Source organism: Streptomyces sp. NBC_00670, from assembly GCF_036226765.1.
In the GTDB taxonomy this organism is placed as follows: Bacteria; Actinomycetota; Actinomycetes; order Streptomycetales; family Streptomycetaceae; genus Streptomyces.
Map to the genome: position 1 here is coordinate 1,163,104 of NZ_CP109017.1, position 14,362 is coordinate 1,177,465.

17 protein-coding genes are annotated in these 14,362 nt (G+C 73.2%); 8 read left to right on the forward strand and 9 right to left on the reverse strand.

Annotation, left to right across the window (positions count from 1 at the left end):
• Positions 1-144: 144 nt before the first annotated feature.
• From OIE12_RS05110 to lnt, 3 genes are all read left to right on the forward strand, one after another.
• Complete coding sequence (locus OIE12_RS05110; protein WP_329132181.1) at positions 145-1,020, forward strand: undecaprenyl-diphosphate phosphatase; 876 nt, start codon at positions 145-147, stop codon at positions 1,018-1,020.
• A gap of 104 nt (positions 1,021-1,124) precedes the next feature.
• A complete protein-coding gene (locus tag OIE12_RS05115) occupies positions 1,125-1,304 on the forward strand; it encodes a hypothetical protein (RefSeq protein WP_030380928.1) in 180 nt (59 codons plus the stop codon).
• 118 nt (positions 1,305-1,422) lie between these two features.
• The gene (gene lnt / locus OIE12_RS05120; protein WP_329132184.1) at positions 1,423-3,027 is read left to right on the forward strand and encodes an apolipoprotein N-acyltransferase; all 1,605 of its coding nucleotides are present in this window, start codon (positions 1,423-1,425) and stop codon (positions 3,025-3,027) included.
• Here lnt and OIE12_RS05125 read toward each other — a convergent pair.
• On the reverse strand, positions 2,970-3,881 hold the full coding sequence (locus OIE12_RS05125; RefSeq protein ID WP_329132186.1) for a Gfo/Idh/MocA family protein: 912 nt from the start codon (positions 3,879-3,881) through the stop codon (positions 2,970-2,972). The genes lnt and OIE12_RS05125 overlap by 58 nt on opposite strands.
• 120 nt (positions 3,882-4,001) lie before the next feature.
• On the opposite strand from OIE12_RS05125, the gene OIE12_RS05130 reads away from it, so the two are divergent.
• Complete coding sequence (locus OIE12_RS05130; RefSeq protein WP_329132188.1) at positions 4,002-4,472, forward strand: hypothetical protein; 471 nt, start codon at positions 4,002-4,004, stop codon at positions 4,470-4,472.
• 9 nt (positions 4,473-4,481) lie between these two features.
• Here the strand turns inward: OIE12_RS05130 and OIE12_RS05135 are convergent, their stop codons facing one another.
• The 6 genes from OIE12_RS05135 to OIE12_RS05160 all read right to left on the reverse strand — a co-directional run bounded on the left by OIE12_RS05135 (position 4,482) and on the right by OIE12_RS05160 (position 8,853).
• A complete protein-coding gene (locus OIE12_RS05135; protein ID WP_443053761.1) occupies positions 4,482-4,994 on the reverse strand; it encodes a hypothetical protein in 513 nt (170 codons plus the stop codon).
• Positions 4,995-5,111: 117 nt separating this feature from the next.
• The gene (locus tag OIE12_RS05140; RefSeq protein WP_329132189.1) at positions 5,112-5,795 is read right to left on the reverse strand and encodes a uracil-DNA glycosylase; all 684 of its coding nucleotides are present in this window, start codon (positions 5,793-5,795) and stop codon (positions 5,112-5,114) included.
• Positions 5,796-5,954: 159 nt separating this feature from the next.
• Complete coding sequence (locus OIE12_RS05145; RefSeq protein ID WP_329132191.1) at positions 5,955-6,713, reverse strand: SDR family oxidoreductase; 759 nt, start codon at positions 6,711-6,713, stop codon at positions 5,955-5,957.
• A 30-nt stretch (positions 6,714-6,743) separates the two neighbouring features.
• Positions 6,744-7,505 (reverse strand): 3-oxoacyl-ACP reductase FabG, encoded by a 762-nt coding sequence (gene fabG / locus OIE12_RS05150; protein ID WP_329132193.1) that lies wholly within the window; start codon positions 7,503-7,505, stop codon positions 6,744-6,746.
• A gap of 176 nt (positions 7,506-7,681) precedes the next feature.
• The gene (locus OIE12_RS05155) at positions 7,682-8,065 is read right to left on the reverse strand and encodes a DUF3037 domain-containing protein (protein WP_329132195.1); all 384 of its coding nucleotides are present in this window, start codon (positions 8,063-8,065) and stop codon (positions 7,682-7,684) included.
• On the reverse strand, positions 8,062-8,853 hold the full coding sequence (locus tag OIE12_RS05160) for a HipA family kinase (RefSeq protein WP_329132197.1): 792 nt from the start codon (positions 8,851-8,853) through the stop codon (positions 8,062-8,064). The genes OIE12_RS05155 and OIE12_RS05160 overlap by 4 nt, the downstream gene beginning before the upstream one ends.
• 239 nt (positions 8,854-9,092) lie before the next feature.
• Here OIE12_RS05160 and OIE12_RS05165 point away from each other — a divergent pair, with 239 nt between their 5' ends.
• Positions 9,093-9,584 carry a Rieske (2Fe-2S) protein gene (locus tag OIE12_RS05165; RefSeq protein ID WP_329132199.1) on the forward strand — a complete coding sequence of 164 codons (492 nt, stop codon included), beginning with the start codon at positions 9,093-9,095 and terminating at the stop codon, positions 9,582-9,584.
• An 87-nt stretch (positions 9,585-9,671) separates the two neighbouring features.
• On the forward strand, positions 9,672-10,139 hold the full coding sequence (locus OIE12_RS05170) for a pyridoxamine 5'-phosphate oxidase family protein (RefSeq protein ID WP_329132200.1): 468 nt from the start codon (positions 9,672-9,674) through the stop codon (positions 10,137-10,139).
• Positions 10,140-10,143: 4 nt separating this feature from the next.
• On the opposite strand, the gene OIE12_RS05175 is transcribed toward OIE12_RS05170, so the two are convergent.
• The gene (locus OIE12_RS05175; protein WP_329132202.1) at positions 10,144-11,070 is read right to left on the reverse strand and encodes a LysR family transcriptional regulator; all 927 of its coding nucleotides are present in this window, start codon (positions 11,068-11,070) and stop codon (positions 10,144-10,146) included.
• Between the two features lie 74 nt (positions 11,071-11,144).
• Here OIE12_RS05175 and OIE12_RS05180 point away from each other — a divergent pair, with 74 nt between their 5' ends.
• Positions 11,145-12,131, forward strand: coding sequence for a DMT family transporter (locus OIE12_RS05180; RefSeq protein ID WP_329132205.1), 987 nt, complete (start codon positions 11,145-11,147; stop codon positions 12,129-12,131).
• Between the two features lie 52 nt (positions 12,132-12,183).
• Here the strand turns inward: OIE12_RS05180 and OIE12_RS05185 are convergent, their stop codons facing one another.
• Positions 12,184-13,515 (reverse strand): aminotransferase class I/II-fold pyridoxal phosphate-dependent enzyme, encoded by a 1,332-nt coding sequence (locus OIE12_RS05185; protein ID WP_329132207.1) that lies wholly within the window; start codon positions 13,513-13,515, stop codon positions 12,184-12,186.
• Positions 13,516-13,594: 79 nt separating this feature from the next.
• Here OIE12_RS05185 and OIE12_RS05190 point away from each other — a divergent pair, with 79 nt between their 5' ends.
• Complete coding sequence (locus OIE12_RS05190; protein ID WP_329132209.1) at positions 13,595-14,350, forward strand: pyridoxamine 5'-phosphate oxidase family protein; 756 nt, start codon at positions 13,595-13,597, stop codon at positions 14,348-14,350.
• Positions 14,351-14,362 lie beyond the last annotated feature (12 nt).

Sequence of the window (14,362 nt, forward strand, 5' to 3'; positions counted from 1 at the left end):
GGCTCGGGGCCGGGTCCGCGGTTCTTGAAGGGACGGGAAGGGCAGGGGCGGTGGGGGGAAACCCCTGTCGCAGACCCGTCACTTGGGGACGCTACGCTGCCACCCCACCCCTCTCTACGATCAGCGCTTGGACCTCCTGCCTCCATGTCTTGGTTTGAATCCCTCGTCCTCGGACTCGTCCAGGGGCTGACCGAATTCCTCCCGGTGTCCTCCAGCGCCCACCTCCGGCTGACCGCCGCGTTCGCCGGCTGGAAGGACCCGGGCGCGGCGTTCACCGCCATCACCCAGATCGGCACGGAGTCCGCGGTACTGATCTACTTCCGCAAGGACATCGCGAACATCCTCTCCGCGTGGTCGCGTTCACTCGTGAACAAGGAGTGGCGGCACGACCCCGACGCCCGCATGGGCTGGCTGGTGATCGTCGGCTCCATCCCGATCGGCGTGCTCGGCGTGACGCTCAAGGACCAGATCGAGGGCCCGTTCCGCGACCTGCGCATCACCGCGACGATGCTCATCGCCATGGGCGTGGTCCTGGGCGTCGCCGACCGGCTCGCCGCGCGCGACGAGAAGGGCGGCCGCCACCGCGCGCCCAAGCAGCGCAAGACGCTGGAGAACCTGAACATCAAGGACGGCCTGATCTACGGCATCTGCCAGGCCATGGCCCTGATCCCGGGCGTCTCGCGCTCCGGGGCGACGATCAGCGGCGGCCTGTTCCTCGGCTACAAGCGGGAGGCGGCGGCGCGGTACTCCTTCCTGCTTGCGGTTCCGGCCGTCCTGGCGTCCGGGGTGTTCGAGCTGAAGGACGCGGCGGAGAGCGGCCACGTGTCCTGGGGGCCGACCCTCTTCGCCACGGTGATCGCGTTCGTGTCCGGGTACGTGGTGATCTCGTGGTTCATGAAGTTCATCAGCTCGAAGTCGTTCATGCCGTTCGTCTGGTACCGGATCGCGTTGGGCGCGGCGATCATCGGGCTGGTGGCGGCGGGTGTGCTGAGCCCGCACGCGGCGGAGTCGGCGGGCTGAGGGGGCGGACCGAGGAGTGGTCACGGCTCGCCGTGACCCATTCCATAGCGGGTGCGTAGCCGAGCGGTAGCGGACTGTCAGACCTTGCCCCTACGCTTGTCCGCATGTCCCCCGAATCCGTGCCCCCTGGTTCCGTGCGGTCCGCCGCCGACTTGAACGAGCGGATCCGTGCGCTGTGGATGCGTGCGGGTGGGTCTCTGACGGCCCAGGAGCGGGCGGAGTACGAGGCTCTGGTGATCCAGTGGGCCTCGGCGATCCGCCAGGACGTGATCGAGGCGGCGTAGGCTCCGCCTCCGGGCCCCCCGAGCTCCACGGCGGCCCACCTCATCCCATCCCCGTTTGAGATCTCCCCCACCGCGCACACTCAAAGCACGCGCAGACGCACACCGGGGAGGGGATCACGTGACGTTGCTGCCCGAAGGGCGTACCGCACGGCGGAGCCTCGCCGCCGCGCTCACCGGCGCGCTGCCGATGCTCGCCTTCCCCGCCCCCTCCCTCTGGTGGTTCGCGTACGTCGCCCTCGTCCCCTGGATGCTGCTCATCCGCTCCGCGCCGACCGCGCGCCGGGCGGCGTACGACGGCTGGGCCGGCGGCTTCGGCTTCATGGTCGCCGTCCACCACTGGCTGCTGCCGAGCCTGAACGTCTTCCTCTTCGTCCTGGCCGCCCTGCTGGGCGCCCTGTGGGCCCCCTGGGGGTGGCTGGTCCACCGCTTCCTCGGCCCCCGTACGGGGGAACCGGGCGGCCCGCCGACCGCGCTCCGCCTCGCCGCCGCCCTGCTCGTCGTCCCCTCCGGCTGGCTGCTGCCCGAACTCGTCCGCTCCTGGCAGGGATTGGGCGGCCCGTGGGGGCTGCTCGGCGCGACCCAGTGGCAGGTCGGACCGGCCCTGCGGCTCGCCTCCGTCGGCGGGGTCTGGCTGCTCAGTCTCCTGGTGGTGGCCGTCAACGTGTCGGTGACCGCGCTGCTCGCCACACGCACCTGGCGACGCCCGGTCGCCGCCGTCGTCGTGCCCGTCGCCGGCCTGGCCGCCGTCGCGCTCGCGACCTCGGCCGCGTGGGCGTGGGCGCCCCGCCCCGCCGTCGACGGCCACGTCCGCGTCGCCGTCGTCCAGTCGGGGATCGTCTCCGGTGACGACAGCCCCGAACGCCGCTTCGACCGCGAGGAAGCGTTCACCCGCCGGCTGGCCGGCCAGGACGTGGACCTGGTCGTCTGGGGCGAGAGCAGCGTCGGCTTCGACCTGGACGACCGCCCGGACCTCGCCCGTCGGATCGCCGCCCTGTCCCGCCGCCTGGACGCCGACGTCCTCGTCAACGTCGACGCCCGCCGCGCCGACCGCCCCGGTATCTACAAGAGCGCCCTCCTCGTCGGCCCCGACGGCCCCACCGGCGACCGGTACGACAAGATGCGTCTGGTGCCGTTCGGGGAGTACATACCGGCGCGTTCCCTGCTGGGCTGGGCCACCTCCGTCGGGAAGGCGGCCGGGGAGGACCGCAGGCGCGGCGACGAGCAGGTGGTGATGGACGTCGGGCACGGGCTGCGCGTCGGCCCGCTGGTCTGCTTCGAGACGGCCTTCCCGGACATGAGCCGGCACCTCGCCGCCGACGGCGCCGACCTGCTGCTCGCCCAGTCCTCGACGTCGAGCTTCCAGCACAGCTGGGCGCCCGCGCAGCACGCCTCGCTGGCCGCGCTGCGCGCCGCCGAGACCGGCCGTCCGATGGTGCACGCCACGCTGACCGGCGTCTCCGCGGTCTACGGCCCCGGCGGTGAACGCCTCGGCTCCCGGCTCGGCACGGACGACGCCGGGATCTCGGCGGTGTACGAGGTGCCGCTCGCGCACGGCACGACCCCCTATGTGCGCCACGGCGACTGGCCGGTCCACGCGGCGCTGCTGGTCCTGGCCGCGCTGTGCGTCACGGAAGGGGTGCGCGCCTACCGGGCACACGCCGGTGTTCAGGACCCGGCGGACCGCTCCCGCACCGCGGTCACGACCCGTTCGCACAGTTCGTGAGTGGCCAGCGCGTCCCGGGCCCCGAGCACCTTCCCGGCGCGCACGGCGTCGAGGAAGGCCAGCACCGCCTGCTCGATGCCGCGCTGCCGGGCCACCGGCACCCAGTCGCCGCGCCGGCGCACGGTGGGCTGGCCCTTGTGGTCGATCGTCTCGGCGAGATTGACCACCTGCCGCTTGCTGTCCTGTCCGGACACCTCGAGGATCTCCTCGGCCGAACCGCTCAGCCTGTTCATCACGCCCAGCGCCGTGAAGCCCTCCCCGGCGAGCTGGAGCACGACGTGGTGGAGCAGCCCGTTCTCGGTGCGCGCCCGCACGGTGACGTCGTCGACCTGACCGGGCACCAGGAACCGCAGGGTGTCGACGACATGGATGAAGTCGTCGAGGATCATCGTGCGCGGGTCCTCGGGCAGTCCGACGCGGTTCTTCTGCATCAGGATCAGCTCGCGGGGATGGTCGGCGCACTGGACGTACCCGGGCGCGTACCGCCGGTTGAACCCGACCATCAGTCCGGTGTTCCGCTCCTCCGCGAGCGTCACCAGCCGCTCGGAGTCGGCCAGTTCGTAGGCGAGTGGCTTGTCGACGTACGTCGGCACGCCCGCCTCCAGGAGCCGTGCGACGAGCTCGGGGTGGGCGGCGGTGGACGCGTGCACGAACGCCGCGTCGAGCCCCTGGTCCAGCAGGGTCCGCAGTTCGGTGTGGCGCTGTCCGGCGGGGAGGTGCAGGGTGTCGGCGACGCGGGTGAGCGTGGCGGGCGTGCGCGTGTGCAGGTGCAGTTCGACACCGGGCAGCGTGGCGAGCACCGGTAGGTAGGCCTTCTGCGCGATGTCGCCGAGTCCGATGCAGCCGACCTTCACCGGTGGTCTCCTCACAGTGTTCGACGCGGGTTCCGGGGAAGCATACGGCGATCACCCGTGCGGGGCATTTCGCCCCCGTCCGCTGTCGCAGACCCCGCCCGGACCGCCAGAGTTGCCCGGGTGCATCGAACCACCACCGCAGCGCTCCTGGTCACGGTGACCGCGTCCGCCCTCGCCGGCTGTACGACGGTCCAACGGCCCGTCGCTCCGGGGCCGCCGTCCTCACCGTCCCCGTCCCGTACGACCGCTCCGCGTCCGGACGGCAGCGCCGAGCCCCGGCTCGTCCAGGCCCCGGCGGACGAGGCCCTGGAACGCACCGGCCCCCGCGCCCCGTCGGCCGACGCCCCGGACGCCCCCGTACGCCCGTCGCACCCCCCGGCCCCACCGGCGGCCCGGGCCCCCGCACCCCGGCGACCGCCGGCCGCGCAGCACCCCCGCGAGCCCCGCACCGAACACCGGGCCGCCCCACCTCCCGCCGCTCCGAAGCCTCCCCCCGACAACGCGGGCATCTGCGACCTGGGCCGCAGCTACGGCGGCTGGCCCGCCGACAGCCCCCAGTCCCAGATCTGCGACGACACGTACGGCCACTGACGACCATGCCTAGGGCCGCCTCGGCGGCCCCACCGGTGGTTGGCCGCCCGTCGACAGCTCCCGCTCCAGGCGGTCCATCGCCGCCCGTACCCCGTCTGCGTACGCGTCGTCCCCGAGCGCGTCCGCCGTGCCGCGGGCGCGGTGGAGATGCCCGCGGGCGTCCTCGCGACGGCCCAGCTTCGCGTAGTCCGCCGCCAGGTTGAGGTGCAGGGAGGGGAGGAAGCCCCGCACCGCGAGCGAGCCGTCGTGCGCGGCCGGCCGGCTGTCGGTGAGTTCCTCGGCGGCCGACAACGCCCGCAGGTCCCAGGCCAGTTCGTCGGCGGGCTCGTCCTGGGTGTCCGCCAGGTAGTGCGCCAGCGTGCAGCGGTGGAGCGGGTTCCCGTCCTCCCCGATCTCCGCCCACAGCTCCAGGAACCGCCCGCGCGCCTCCTCCCGGTCGCCCCCGTGGTGCAGCATGACGGCCTGCCCGATACGGCCCATCACGGCGTCGGCCGCCGCCTCCGCGCGTTCCTGTGGCTCCACCGTCACGTCCCTCCGGTCCCGCCGAACCCGACCCTTCCGACGCTAGTCCCCACCGCTGACAATCCGGCTCAGGCGCCCCCGTCGACGCCCCGGGTCACGCACCCGGCCCGCCCGCCCTCACCCCACGTTCGGGATCGTCCAGTCGATCGGCTCGTGCCCCTGTGCCGCCACCGCCTCGTTGATCTGCGTGAACGGGCGGGAGCCGAAGAACTTCTTCGCCGACAGCGGGGAGGGGTGCGCGCCCTTGACCACCACGTGCCGGGACTCGTCGATCAGCGGCAGTTTCTTCTGCGCGTAGTTCCCCCAGAGCACGAAGACCGCCGGGTCGGGCCGGCCGGCCACCGCCTTGATCACCGCGTCCGTGAACTTCTCCCAGCCGCGCCCCTTGTGCGAGTTGGCCTCGCCGGCGCGGACCGTGAGCACCGCGTTGAGCAGCAGCACGCCCTGCTCGGCCCACGGCATCAGATAGCCGTTGTCGGGGATCGGCGTGCCCAGCTCCGCCTGCATCTCCTTGTAGATGTTCCGCAGCGACGGCGGCGTCCGCACACCGGGGCGGACCGAGAAGCACAGTCCGTGGCCCTGGCCCTCGCCGTGGTAGGGGTCCTGGCCCAGGACCAGTACCTTCACCTTCTCGTACGGCGTGGCGTCGAGCGCCGCGAAGACCTCCTCGCGGGGCGGATACACGGGGCCCTTCTCCCGCTCCTCCTCGACGAACTCGGTCAGCTCCTTGAAGTAGGGCTGCTGCAGTTCGTCCCCCAGAACGCCCTGCCAGGACTCGGGCAGCATGGCGATGTCGGTCACGTTCAACGTCCTTCGTCGTACGGTCACTTCCAGTTCCGAAGAACCTACCGGCGACCACTGACAACGGGCCCCCGCCCCCCGGCCGTCGAGGGCCGGCACGCGGGTGCGGGCGGCCCCGCCGGAAGGCGGAACCGCCCGCATCCAGGGGCCCGGCCGGCGTCAGCCGACGCCCGCGTTGAGGAAGATGCCGCCGTCCACGACGAGCGTCTGCCCGGTGATCCAGTCCGACTGCTCGGAGGTGAGGAACGCCGCCGCCCCGCCGACGTCGGAGGGGACGCCGAGCCGGCCGAGCGGGTAGGAGGCCGCGGCCTCCGCCTCCCGGCCCTCGTACAGGGCCTGCGCGAACTTCGTCTTGACCACGGCGGGCGCGATCGCGTTGACCCGCACAGTCGGCGCGAACTCGTGCGCGAGCTGCTGGGTCAGGTTGATCATCGCGGCCTTGCTGACGCCGTAGACCCCGATGAACGGCGAGGCCGAAAGACCGGCCACGGAGGCGATGTTGACGATCGCCCCGCCGTTCTCCTTCTGCCAGGCGTGCCAGATCCGCTGGGCGAAGCCGAGCGCGGAGAGCACGTTGGTCTCGAAGACCTTGCGCGCCACGTTCAGGTCGACGTCCGCGATCGCACCGAACACCGGGTTGGTGCCGGCGTTGTTGACGAGGTAGTCGACGCGGCCGAACGCCTCCATGGTGCGCGCGACGGCGACGGCCTGGTGCTCCTCGTCGTGCGCCTTGCCGGCCACGCCGATGACGCGGTCGGCGCCGAGCGCCGTCACGGCCTCCGCGAGGGCGTCCTCGTTGCGGCCGGTGATGCAGACCCGGTCGCCGCGGGCGACGAGCGCCTCGGCGACGCCGTAGCCGATGCCGCGGCTGGCGCCGGTGACGAGGGCGACCTTGCCGGAGAGTTCCACCGATGTCATGTTCCCTGTTTCCCTGGTTCCTCGGTCGCCCTAGTCGAGCGGCCCGCCGGCCACGTACAGCACCTGGCCGGAGACGAATCCGGCGGCCTCGCCCGTGAAGAACGCGATGGCGTTGGCGATGTCCTCGGGCTCGCCCACGCGCGCGACCGGGATCTGGGTGGCGGCGGCGGCCTTGAAGTCGTCGAAGCCCATGCCGACGCGGTCGGCGGTGGCCTTGGTCATCTCGGTGGCGATGAAGCCGGGGGCGACGGCGTTGGCGGTGACGCCGAACTTGCCGAGCTCCTTGGCGAGGGTCTTGGTGAAGCCCTGCAGCCCCGCCTTGGCGGCGGAGTAGTTGACCTGGCCGCGGTTGCCGAGCGCGGAGGACGAGGAGAGGTTGACGATCCGCCCGAAGTGCGCGTCGACCATGTGCTTCTGGCAGGCGCGGGACATCAGGAAGGCGCCGCGCAGATGCACGCCCATGACGGTGTCCCAGTCGGAGACGCTCATCTTGAACAGCAGGTTGTCGCGGAGCACACCCGCGTTGTTGACGAGGATCGTCGGCGCGCCCAGCTCCTGGACGACACGCTCGACGGCCGCCGCGACCTGCGCCTCGTCGGAGACGTCGCACCCGACCGCGAGCGCCTTGCCGCCGGCGGCGGTGATCTTCTCGACCGTGTCCTTGCAGGCGGCCTCGTCGAGGTCGAGCACCGCGACGGCCCGGCCCTCGGCGGCCAGTCGTACGGCGGTGGCGGCGCCGATGCCGCGCGCCGCGCCGGTGACGACGGCTACCCGCGCTTCAGTGGTGGACATTGCTGCTTCTCCTCGTCCTGGGGAAGTCACCGGGCGGCCTCCGGGGTCCCGGAGGCTTCCGGAAGGTGGCGGCTCCTGCGGCACGCCCGGTGAGCGACCGCTTAGTACCTTCGACAGACGTGACGCTAGAAGCCCTGGCACCCGGTGTCAACGGCACACCGGGTGCGTGTGATCCATTACCTCACCAGCAGCCCGAGCAATCGCTCCGCCTCGGCCGCCGGATCGGCGGTCAGACCCGTGTGCACCGGGCCGGGGCGCACGATCGTCGACCGGGGCGCGACCAGCCAGCGGAAGCGCCGCCCGGCGTCGTCCCCGGCCGCCGGGCCGGCCGCGCCGCCGCCCGCGCACACGCCCTCGACGGCGCGCAGCGCGGCGCGCACGCCGGGCACGTCCGCCGTCGGGTCCAGGGCGCGCAGCCGGTCCTCGTCCAGATGGGTGCGCGCGGCCACGAAGGACCGGGCCCGGCAGTAGACGAGCACCCCCGCGTTGATGCACTCGCCGCGTTCGACGCGCGGTACGACCCGCAGCAGCGCGTACTCGTAGACGTCCCGGTCGTTCACTTGTTCTCCTGCGGGGCGGTCGCGCGGGCGGTGGTGTCGAGGCCGGTGACGCGGGTGTGGATGTCGGAGGCCCGGGCCAGCAGCGGGGCCGCGTAGGCCCGGCGCACCTCGTCGGGGGTGCCGAAGCCGGGTTCGTCCGTCAGCCAGACGTCGGGGACCTCGGCGGTCACCTCGGCCAGCAGCTCCGCCGTCACCCGCGGGGCCAGTTCGGCGGCGGCCGCCGCGACGTCCGGCGCGAAGGGGGCGAGGGCGTGGTCGGAGGCGTCGTAGGGCCGGGCGGCGGAGGTCTCGGCGGTGGGCCAGTTGTGCTGCCAGATCATGGTGGCCCCGTGGTCGATGAGCCACAGCTCGCCCCGCCGCATCAGCAGGTTGGGGTTGCGCCAGGAGCGGTCGACGTTGTTGACCAGGGCGTCGAACCAGACGATCCGCCCGGCCTCCACGGGGTCCACCGGGAAGGCGAGGGCGTCGAAGCCGAGGGCGCCGCTGAGGAAGTCCATCCCGAGGTTGAGCCCGCCACTCCCCCGCAGCAGCCCCTGCACCTGCTCGTCCGGTTCCCCGAGGCCCAGCACGGGATCGAGGGCGACGGTGACCAGCGGGAGCACGCGCAGTCCGAGCCGGCGCGCGAGCGTGCCGCACACCACCTCCGCGACCAGCGTCTTGCGGCCCTGCCCGGCGCCGCTGAACTTCAGCACGTACAGGCCGAGGTCGTCCGCCTCGATCAGTCCGGGCAGCGAACCGCCCTCCCGCAGGGGCGTGATGTAGCGGGTCGCGGTGACTTCCTTCAGCATCGCCCCAGGTTATCGGGGCCGCGTGGGCCCGGTCCCCGGCCCGGTGGCCGGATCCCGGCGGACTGCTGTCGATCTCCTGTCGATCGGGCGCGTCCTGAACAGGCCGTGCCCGTCCGCCGTAACCATGGTCGAAGCACCAGCAGTCACCGGCGGCGAGCCGGCGGCAGGACACGCATGCCGGTGGGCGCGGGCGGGGGACGCCGGTGACCACGGCAGCAACCTTCGAAGGGAACGTCGGCATGACCAGCGAATCGCTCCACCCCGCTCCGACTCCGACCCGTCGTACGGTCGTGACGGCGGTCGGCGCGGCGGGACTCGCCGTCGCGCTGACCGCGTGCGGGAGCGGGGACGACGACTCCTCCGCCGCCGACGCGAGCACCGGCGGCGGCACGGGCGGCGGCGACAGCGCCACGAAGGACTCCGGGTCGGGTTCGGGTTCGGGCGGCGCCGAACTGGCGAAGACCTCCGACATCCCCGAGGGCGGCGGCAAGGTCTTCGGCGACCAGGGCGTGGTCGTGACGCAGCCGAGCGCGGGCGAGTTCAAGGCCTTCTCGTCCAAGTGCACGCACCAGGGCTGCGCGGTGAGCAGCATCAGCGACGGCGTGATCGTCTGCCCGTGCCACAACAGCCAGTTCTCCGCCAGCGACGGCAGCGTGAAGAAGGGTCCGGCGACCCAGCCGCTGGCCGCCGCGAAGATCACCGTGGACGGCGAGTCCATCAAGCTCGCCTGACCGGTGCGCGGCGGGTACCCGGCCGCAGCGGGTGGGTATCCGGGAAGAACGGAGCCGGAGGAACGGGGAAACGGGGAAGGGGAACGCATGTCCGTCACCCAGCGCCGGGGGCGCAGGATCATGATGACGCCGGCGGAGCTGGACCAGTTCCTCACCACCCAGCGCAACTGCCGGGTCGCCACCGTCTCCGCGGACGGCGCCCCGCACGTGAGCACTCTCTGGTTCGTGTGGGACGGCGCCTCGATGTGGCTGTACTCCGTGGTGCGCAGCAGGCGCTGGGCACAGCTGCGCCGGGACCCGCGGGTCGCCGTCGTGGTCGACACCGGCGAGGAGTACGACGAGCTGCGGGGCGTGGAGCTGTCCGGGACCGTGGAGTTCGTGGGCGAGATACCGCGCACCGGCGAACTGCGTGCCGAACTGGACGTACCGGAGACCCTGTTCGCCCGGAAGAACTTCGGCCTGGAGGAGATGCCGCACGACGGCCGCCACGCCTGGCTCCGGCTCACCCCGGAGAAGACGGTGTCCTGGGACTTCCGCAAACTGGGCCGGCGGTAGGGCCTCACGCGCCCTCCCCGTCGCGGGAGACCCCCACCGTCTCCGCCGCCTCCCGCAGTGCCGCGACCGCCGCCCGGATCGACGGGCGGCGGTCGGCGTCCGCCCGCCACACCACGTAGACATGGCGCCGGACCCGCTGCCGCACCGGCACGGTGACCACACCCTCCGGCACCGGGTCCCGGCCGAGCAGCGGGGCGACGCACACCCCGAGCCCGGCGGCGACCATTCCGAGCTGCGTGTGCGTCTCGGCGGCCCGATGGCCGATGATCGGTTCGACACCCTTGGAGCGCAGGGTGAACATCAGCCACTCGTGGCAGAACTCACCCTCGTTCCAGGTGATCCACTCGTCGTCGGCGAACTCCCCGAGGTCCACCTCCGCACGGCCCGCCAGCCGGTGCCCGGCCGGCATGGCCACATCGGCCGGGTCGTCCAGGAGCGAGGCCTTGACCAGTCCGTCCGGCAGCGGCATCGGCTTGTTGTACCAGTCCAGGACGACCGCGAGGTCGAGGTCCCCGCGGACCACCCCGGCGACGCCGGCCTCCGGTTCCAGCTCGCAGGAGCGCAGCCGGAGGGAGGGGTGCCGAGCGCGCAGCCCCGCGAGCGCCGCCGGGAACAGCCCGCGCGCCGCCGTGGGGAACGCCGCCAGGCGCAACTCCCCCACCACGCGCCCCCGCTGGGCCTCCAGATCGGAGCGGGCCAGCTCGACCTGGGAGAGGATGCGCGCGGCGTGCTCGGCGAGCAGCCGCCCGGCGTCGGTCAGCCGTACGCCCCGCCCGTTCTTGGCCAGCAGCCGCTGGCCCACCTCGCGCTCCAGCTTGGCGAGCTGCTGCGAGACGGCCGAGGTCGTCACGTGCAGCCCCTCGGCGGCGGCGCTGACGGAGCCGTGCCGGGCGAGGGCGTCGAGGGTGCGCAGGCGCTCCAGGTTCAACATGTAAGCGATGCTACGAGATATCGGGCGCGCATTCTCGATTGTGCTACGAGGTTGGCTGCGCGAGGCTGGCCGCCATGAGCACCGTCGCCTCGTCCCCCACCCCGGATTCGGTTCCGCCCTCCGCTCCCACCTCCCCCGTCCCCACCCCCACCCCCGTCCCTGCCCCGGCCCCGGCGGGTCGGACCGCGCTCGACTGGCGGTTGCGCTTCGGCGCGCTGTCGCTGATCTGGGGTTTCAGCTTCCTGCTCATCAAGGTGGGCACACACGCCTACGCCCCGTTCCAGGTGACGTTCGGCCGGCTGCTGTTCGGCACCGCGGTGCTGGTGGCCGCGATGGCGGTGAAGCGGCAGCGGCTGCCGCGCGGGGTCCGCACCTGGGGGCACCTCGCGGTGGCGGCGCTGCTGCTCAACGCGCTGCCGTTCTCACTGTTCGCCTACGCGGAGCTGACCATTCCGTCGACGCTCGCGGGCATCTGCAACGCGACCTCGCCACTGTGGGGCATGGCGTTGTCCCTCGTGGCGCTCTCCGAGGACCGCCCGACCCGGCGCCGGTTCGCCGGGCTCGGCCTCGGCTTCCTGGGCGTGCTCACCGTCCTGGGCGCCTGGCAGGGCTTCCACGGTCTGGACGCCACGGGCACCGCGCTGGCCCTGCTCGCCTCGCTGAGCTACCCCGTCGGCTGGATCTACGTCCGCCGCACCCTGACCGGCGCCGACTCCTCCCACCTCTCGCTGACCGGCGCCCAGTTGCTGCTGGCGACGGTGCAGCTCGCGGTGGTCACCCCGCTCTTCACCGACGTGCCGAGCGGCCTTCCCGTGCTGCCGCTGCTCGCCGTCGTCGCCCTGGGCGCGCTCGGCACCGGCCTCGCGATGCTGGTGCAGTACAGCCTGGTCGCCGAGGTCGGTCCGACGACGGCGCAGATGGTCACGTACTTCATTCCCGTGATCGCCACGGCGGCGGGTGTGGCGATCCTGCACGAGCCGCTCGCGTGGTCGACGCCCGTGGGAGCGGTGATCGTGGTGGCGGGTGCGGCCCTGACACAGAGCCGGGCGCGGCGGTCGTAGGGGCCCTGAAGATGGCGCCCCTACTGGCCCGCCGACGCACAGGAAGTCCGCCTCACACGTAACGCGGACCGTCCACCGGCCCGACCGCCAGGGCGACGGCGTCCGCGACCGCCCCGGCCTCCTCCGGCGCGAGGGTCGAGACGGTGATCCGGATGCCGGGCGGGGCCGCAGCCCGGAAGCGGGCACCGGGGGCGACCGCCCAGCCCGCGTGCAGCAGCCGGGCCACCGCGCCGGTCTCGTCCGGCACCGGGACCCAGACGTTCAGGCCGCTGCGGCCGTGGGCGCCCACCCCGCGCTCCGCGAGCGCGCCGATCAGCGCCTCGCGCCGCCGGCGGTACGCCGCCGCCACCGCCGGCACGTCCACCGCGCCGTCGGCCCACAGTCGTACGACGGCCCGTTGCAGCAGCCGGCTGACCCAGCCGGGGCCGAGCCGCTGCCTGCCGTGCACGCGGTCGATCGTGACCGGGTCCCCGGTGAGCACGGCGAGCCGCAGGTCGGGGCCGTACGCCTTGGCCACGGAGCGGACCAGCGCCCAGTTGCGGGTGGTCCCGGCCAGCGGGTGCAGGGGCAGATCGACGATGGCGTGGCCGTGGTCGTCCTCGATCAGCAGGGTCTCCGGGTGCGCGGCCAGCACGGCACGCAGGGCACGCGCGCGGGCGGCGCCCACCACGGCGCCGGTCGGGTTCTGCGCCCGCCCGGTGACGACGAGGGCCCGGGCCCCGGCGACGAGGGCCGTGCGGACGTCCTCGGCGAGCGGCCCCTCGTCGTCGACACGGACCGGGACCGTACGCAGTCCGAGCGCGGGCACGAGGTCGAGCAGGCCGCCCCAGCCCGGGTCCTCGACGGCGACCGCGTCCCCGGGTCTGAGGTGGGCCGTGAGCACCCGTTCGATCGCGTCGAGCGATCCGGAGGCCACGATCACGGGTCCGTCCGGCACGCCGTCCGCGTCCAGTTCGGTGCGGGCGATCCGGGCCAGTTCCGGCTCCACCGCGTCCTCCCCGTAGAGCACGGGGGCGCGGTCGGCCCGGCCGGCGGCCGCCGCGAACGCCTTCCCCAGGGCGGGCAGGAGCGCGGGGTCGGGGTTGCCGTCGGCGAGGTTGCGCACCCCCTCCGGGACCTGGACCCGGACGTACTCCCGGGCGGTGGTCGCCGGCTTCGCCCGGACCCGGCTGCCGCGCCGCCCGTCGGTCTCGATGACCCCGCGTTCCCGCAGGGTGCGGTAGGCGGCCGCGACGGTGTTCGGATTCACCCCGAGTGACGTCGCCAACTCCCGCATGGGGGGAAGCAGTTGGCCGGGGAGCAGGTCACCGCTGCCCACCCCGCGTTCGATGCTCGCGGAAATCTCCGCCGCACGCCGGCCTTCGATCCGATATTCTCCTAGCACAAAGGCCATTATGCACTAGTGCAATACATTCCGTGCACCCCGGTCCCAGTCAGCGAAATCCAAGGGGAGACCAGACGCCATGTCGCACGCCACCGCCGCCACCGCGCCGGAGACCACGCCGCAGCCGCCGTCGGAGCCGCCCGCCGCCTACGTCCCGACCGACCGCACCGTTCCCACACGCTCGGCGAACCGCGCCTCGTACGACAAGGAGCTGGTGCACTCGATACTCGACGAGGCCTACGTCTGCCACCTCGGCTTCGTGCGCGACGGGGCGCCGGTGGTGCTGCCGACGCTGTTCGGCAGGGTCGGCGAACGGCTGTACGTGCACGGGTCGACGGGCTCGCGGCCACTGCGGATGGCGGGGCGCGGACGGAGTCGGGACCAGCAGGCGGAGCAGGGGCAGGAGCGGGCGTCGGCGGGGCTGCCGGTGTGTCTGACGGTCACGCACGTCGACGGCCTGGTACTGGCGCGGTCGGCGTTCCACCACTCGCTCAACTACCGCTCGGTGGTGGTGCACGGCATCGCCGAACAGGTGACCGACCCCGAGGAGCGGCGGACGGCGCTGGACGCGCTGGTCGACCACGTGGTCCCGGGCCGCTCGGCCGACTCCCGCCCGGCCAACGCCAAGGAGCTGGCCGCGACCGCCGTGCTGCGCCTGGACCTCGAGGAGGTCTCGGCGAAGGTGCGCACCGGCGGGGTCAACGACGAGCCGGAGGACCTCGGCCTGCCGTACTGGGCGGGCGTGGTACCGGTCCGCCCGGCATACGGCGCACCGGTGGCCGACCCCGGGCTGGCGCCGGGGACGGCGGTGCCGGGGTATCTGCCGGGGCGGTGACCTCTCCCGGGC